The 4,956-nt window shown below is 32.3% G+C and carries 3 protein-coding genes; 1 reads left to right on the top strand and 2 read right to left on the bottom strand.

The genetic code is table 11. The features are described 5' to 3' along the window. Window positions 1–458 precede the first annotated feature (458 nt). Together P8O16_RS08755 and P8O16_RS08750 are read right to left on the bottom strand one after the other, a co-directional pair. Window positions 459–1,343: a hypothetical protein gene (locus tag P8O16_RS08755; RefSeq protein ID WP_300313427.1), complete on the bottom strand. Its 885-nt coding sequence runs from the start codon at window positions 1,341–1,343 to the stop codon at window positions 459–461. A 16-nt stretch (window positions 1,344–1,359) separates the two neighbouring features. Then, window positions 1,360–2,361 carry a Gfo/Idh/MocA family oxidoreductase gene (locus P8O16_RS08750; RefSeq protein WP_300313425.1) on the bottom strand — a complete coding sequence of 334 codons (1,002 nt, stop codon included), beginning with the start codon at window positions 2,359–2,361 and terminating at the stop codon, window positions 1,360–1,362. Between the two features lie 1,401 nt (window positions 2,362–3,762). On the opposite strand from P8O16_RS08750, the gene P8O16_RS08745 reads away from it, so the two are divergent. After that, complete coding sequence (locus P8O16_RS08745; protein WP_300313423.1) at window positions 3,763–4,452, top strand: sugar transferase; 690 nt, start codon at window positions 3,763–3,765, stop codon at window positions 4,450–4,452. The last annotated feature ends 504 nt before the right edge of the window (window positions 4,453–4,956 follow it).

Genomic DNA, 4,956 nt, shown 5'->3' with positions numbered 1-4,956 from the left:
GAATTACCTGGACGAGTTTTGTTACAAACTCAACAGAAGATATTTCGGTCAAAAACTCTTTGACAGACTCATTATTGCTTCGATTTAATCATACTGGCAAGATTGCGGATATACATATTGTACAATTAATGTTTTGGAGATATTAAGGGGGTAAATTCCAGAAATCCAGGAAAGATGAAATTTGGATTTTATTTTACAAATACTTTTTAAATGGCTAATTAAATTATATCCGGTGACTTTTTTTAAACAGTAAACTGTTTTGCCTGATGTTTATGAGGTTAGGTGAAGTATATTGGCTTTGTGAAACACAGTTTGTTTAGTTTCAAGCTTGAAGTTATTAAGATGATTTAGCATAAGTGTCCCCGATTTCTTTATCTGAAGGGAGATCACTTATGCTTTTTTAATTTGGAGAGATTCTTTTTTTCTTAGTAATTAACTGATTATCAAATCAATTTTAATTAGCCGATAATTGATGATGCTTTCTTTTTTTGATCGTGATATTTTATGGTTTCCACTGTGTTCTCGATATTCTGTTTGGAAGATGCTCCGAAAAGAATTGATTCAACATTAGGCAGATTACTCACATATTCTAAAGCCTCACCAGCTGGAATAGCTCCTCCACCAAGAACTTGCATCGCGATTATTCTACACCTTCCTTCGCTTAAAGTTTTCTCATACAAATCTTTACCACCTGACATCCTGAAATTCACTTTATTTATTGAAGCACAAATAATAGGGTTACTAATACCGTTCTTTTCCAATACCTCTAAAAGTTTTGGTAAGTTCATTGTTATAAAACCCGGCTCTGCATTGTATTTCTCCTTGATATATTTTGCAAAAGCAACCAGGAACTCATCCATCCCAAGTCCCAATAATAAATCAGTGATTACATTTTGGAGGAAAATTACGGGGGTATTAATTCCCTTGAACATTTTCATTTCTGCATCGACCAACAATTCCATAATTGAGATGTAATCTTTGGATAAATAGGCAACTCCACCTTTTAATAATGATCCCAGAAAATTACCTGGCACATATTGTTTCAATGTTCCTGCGATACCAAGGTCAGTTACAGCATTAGCGTATTTATGCGCATATGGCATACAAGGGTATATCTTAAAGTCTTTATATTTTTCAGGATCTTTTCTGATAATTTCACAAATATTGGCAATTCTATCATGGGTCGTACACATGAATGTATTTATGCCTGAGGCTATTGCAATATCCAATGTTTTGATGATTGCAGAATCATCTTTGAATTTAATTGACTGAGCACGAGATTTTTCGTCCGAAATATGATTCACTGCAAAAAACTGGTTGTCTCCAAAAATTATTCTTTCCATACTTTTATAGGCTTGATTAGTTTTTAATTAATGAAATTGATTTGTCTGTTTTCCATGCACTGTCAAAGGTGTTAATCGTTCTATCATTTTCTCCGATCACAGACTTTATGAAGTAATCTATCTGAGCCGAGTACTCTTCTCCTCTAAGGTAGAAGTTTACCTCCTCAGTAAGATCAGTCACATACTTAACATTCCATCCTTTTGAGTATCCTTTTGGAAATCCGTCTCCTTTAAAATACACTTTCAATTCATTTGCATCAGATATAATTTTCCCTTTAGTTCCTATAATTGTGATAGAAGTTGACATTTTCCTGTAAGTTTCGTCACTCCAATTTACAGAAATAACCCCGGAAGCTCCCGAATTAGTACCTACTAAGGCATAAACGGAATCATCCACATTTTTTGAATAAATTGATTTAAGGATTGAACCTTTGCAAGAATCAATAGGAGAGATGATATCATTGATCAGGTCGATTACATGAGAAGCATAGTCCATTAAGCATCCACCTCCTTCACTAGGATCGGATCTCCATGTTTCACTTTTTTTCTTTATAACCACGGGGCCATAAGCTTCACCTTGAAAATGTGTTATCTCACCAATAGCCCCGTTTTTTACAAGATTTTTGACCTCTTTAAAAGTCCCTACAAATTTATTGTGGTATCCTACCTGATTTACAACGCTAGCTTTCTTAGCCAGTTGTGTCAATTCATTACTTTCCTCAGGATTTAAGCAAAATGGTTTTTCAGTGAAAACATGTACTCCTTTATTCAAAAGCTCCTTGACCATTGGATAATGGTATTTAGTGGGCACTGAAACAAATACTGCATCAGGGCGGGACTCTTCTATCATTTTAAGATAATCAGAATAACATTTGTAACCACTATATCTTTCAAGAACTTCTACAACCATTTTTGAGGTGTCGCAAACTCCTACAATTTCTACTTTTGGATGTGCTCCTAAAATTGAAAGATGAGACAACCCCATCTTTCCTGCTCCGATTAAAGCAACTTTTACCATGTTGTCAAGTGTGTTTTATTGTTTTTGTTAAAATCTATTCTTTTGATACTAAGGTGATCGCACATTATTGCTGTAAAGTACTTTAATTAATATCTAAAAAGCAAATAAATGTATGTAAAATAAAATTGAGCTAAAATTTGGTGTTAAAGCCTCGGTCCGATAATCAGGATGGGTATTTGGTGAATTTGATAATTCTTCAAACTATGAAATCCTAAAATGTGAGAAGACATTCATATCCTTATTATTTGTTAGGAGAATTTGTCAATGATAGATTGAGCTCGGCGCAAATTTGAGCGGTAAACCTACTGTTTTAAACCTTTTGGTTAAATTCAAATGGCTTTTTTGAAAAATACTTATAAAAACCTAGTTGTTATTTTCTTCTAATCTTGACTATTCTCAGATATTTTTATTGTTTTTCAATAGAAAGTTTCCCCATTAATTAACTAATAAAGTTTAAAATTTTATCTAAAGTTAATGAAATTTTTTGGGTCAATGTCCCAATTTTTTCCTCAATTCGTAGTCTGATATTTAATAATGAAACGTATGACCAATTTTGCTTTTATTGATGGCCTTTTAAGACAAGGGTATAGGAAGGATTATTTTGGGGAGAACTAATTTTTGGTTTAAAGGAGCATTTGTTAGACTAACTCTCGTTAGATTTTCAGAAATCAGATTGTGCTATGATGCTTTGTGATGGGCTAGCAATATTTTAATCTTTCAAGTTTAACTTATTAGGTTTTGCGATTTCATGGTATTCAATGGCTTGATCGAGTATGTCAGGCCTGAACTTTTTCAGAAACCTCTAAATTAGGTGTCTAGTTTAGGTTGTCACCAAGAAAATATTTGAAGGAAATGATTTTTGGTATTTTAATATGGTCTATTACGGTGAATTCTAAAGTTTAAATCATGGATCTTTCCGCACTTTTTAATTGGGCATAAAACTGACAGCAGTTTTAAGGAATGAGATCTTAAAAAGTCTTTTGGGTTGTTCTTTTCTAGCCTGTTTGTCTAATAATCAGAGTTTTCTGCTAAAACACTATTAATAATAGGAGAATTACTTTTCTGGAAGTGAGTTTCATTTCATTCAGATTTATTTTTTTAAAGATTTTGACCGGCAAGAGTTGGCTCTTAGAAAAAAATGGCTCAAGGTCAATGGGGCTCAAAATTCAGGAATTCAGGGTTTTACGAGACAGTATTGAGATGATTTGGAAGCTTTTTTTAATCCAAGTCAGGATAAAACAAATCCCTTTTACTTATAAAAAATGTATTTCAAATAAAAAAAAATGTAATTCAATTGGAATTTCACTGATTTATTATCTAAATTTACATCAACAAAAAAAGGGGGATTTATTCTGACTTGGTTTGGGACGGTTTTTCAAAATTTAAAAAATAGTTATAATCATGGCTACTACAACATCAAATCTTAACAGCGTTGAAAACTTTTCGATTAGTGCCGATTTTATTCTTCATAGATATTCGGTAAATCTTCGAGATAACTCCCAAGTTATTGCTAAGAGAATCTTCGAAATTGTTTCCGTAAGTGTATTCCTTATCTTAATAGCAAGTTGGTTGTTTCCAATAATTGCGTTACTCATTAAAATGGAATCGAAAGGACCGGTTTTTTACAAGCAGCTTAGGCATGGTCAGAATAATGTTCCTTTTTATTGCCTCAAGTTTAGAAGCATGAAATTTGAACCAGAAACTAAATTCAAACAGGCTACTAAAAATGATGATAGGGTTACAAAAGTGGGTGCTTTCCTAAGAAAGAGTAGTATTGATGAGTTGCCTCAACTTATAAACGTATTAATAGGAGAAATGGCAATAGTAGGTCCAAGACCTCACGCTCTTCCTATGAACAGAGAATTTGCAGAGAAAATTGAGAATTTCATGTATCGACACATGGTTAAGCCAGGAATAACCGGTCTTGCTCAAGCAAAAGGTTTTCGAGGTGAGATTAATGATTCATTCGATATGAATGCTCGTTTAAGATATGATTTGTTTTATATTAAAAATTGGAGTTTCTTATTCGATATTAAAATAATCTTTTTGACATTCTATAGTTTGATTTTTAAGAGCGAAAACGCATATTAATTCAAAGGCAATAGAGTTTGAAGACCCTCTTTGGTATAAATCAAAGAGGGTTTTTTTTTAGGGATGTGTCCTACCCAGATTGGAAATTTCGTTTTGTTATTTCTATACTATTTTGTTTTTCATTCTGTAGATTAAGTAAGAGGATTTGAAGGTTTTTTGAATTAGTAAGCTTTGAATTCAGTGCGCATTAGAAGATATTTCCTCGCTGAATTTTACTATTTGATAAATTGAATACTTAGAATTTTGTAAAGAAAGTTACTGATAAAATTGGTGGTTATTATAGTTTAAAAAATGTAAATACCTAATTTACAGAGATTTAGAATTTATAGTGTCGGTAAGTATATAGATTTTTATTGAAAAAGATTTGTCCATATGTTTCTTAAAGGCTTATAGAGGTGTCCTTTTAATTGCATATATTTATAGCTTTTCAAACGCTCAAAATGGATATATTTAAAGGTCAAGGAGTCATAGAGTTCAGTAAAAGCTTCCAAACTGAACTTGACT

The organism is Algoriphagus sp. (assembly GCF_029254265.1).
In the GTDB taxonomy this organism is placed as follows: domain Bacteria; phylum Bacteroidota; class Bacteroidia; order Cytophagales; family Cyclobacteriaceae; genus Algoriphagus.
Note: the sequence above shows the minus strand (reverse complement) of the source record. Positions and strands in the feature narration are given on the sequence as shown.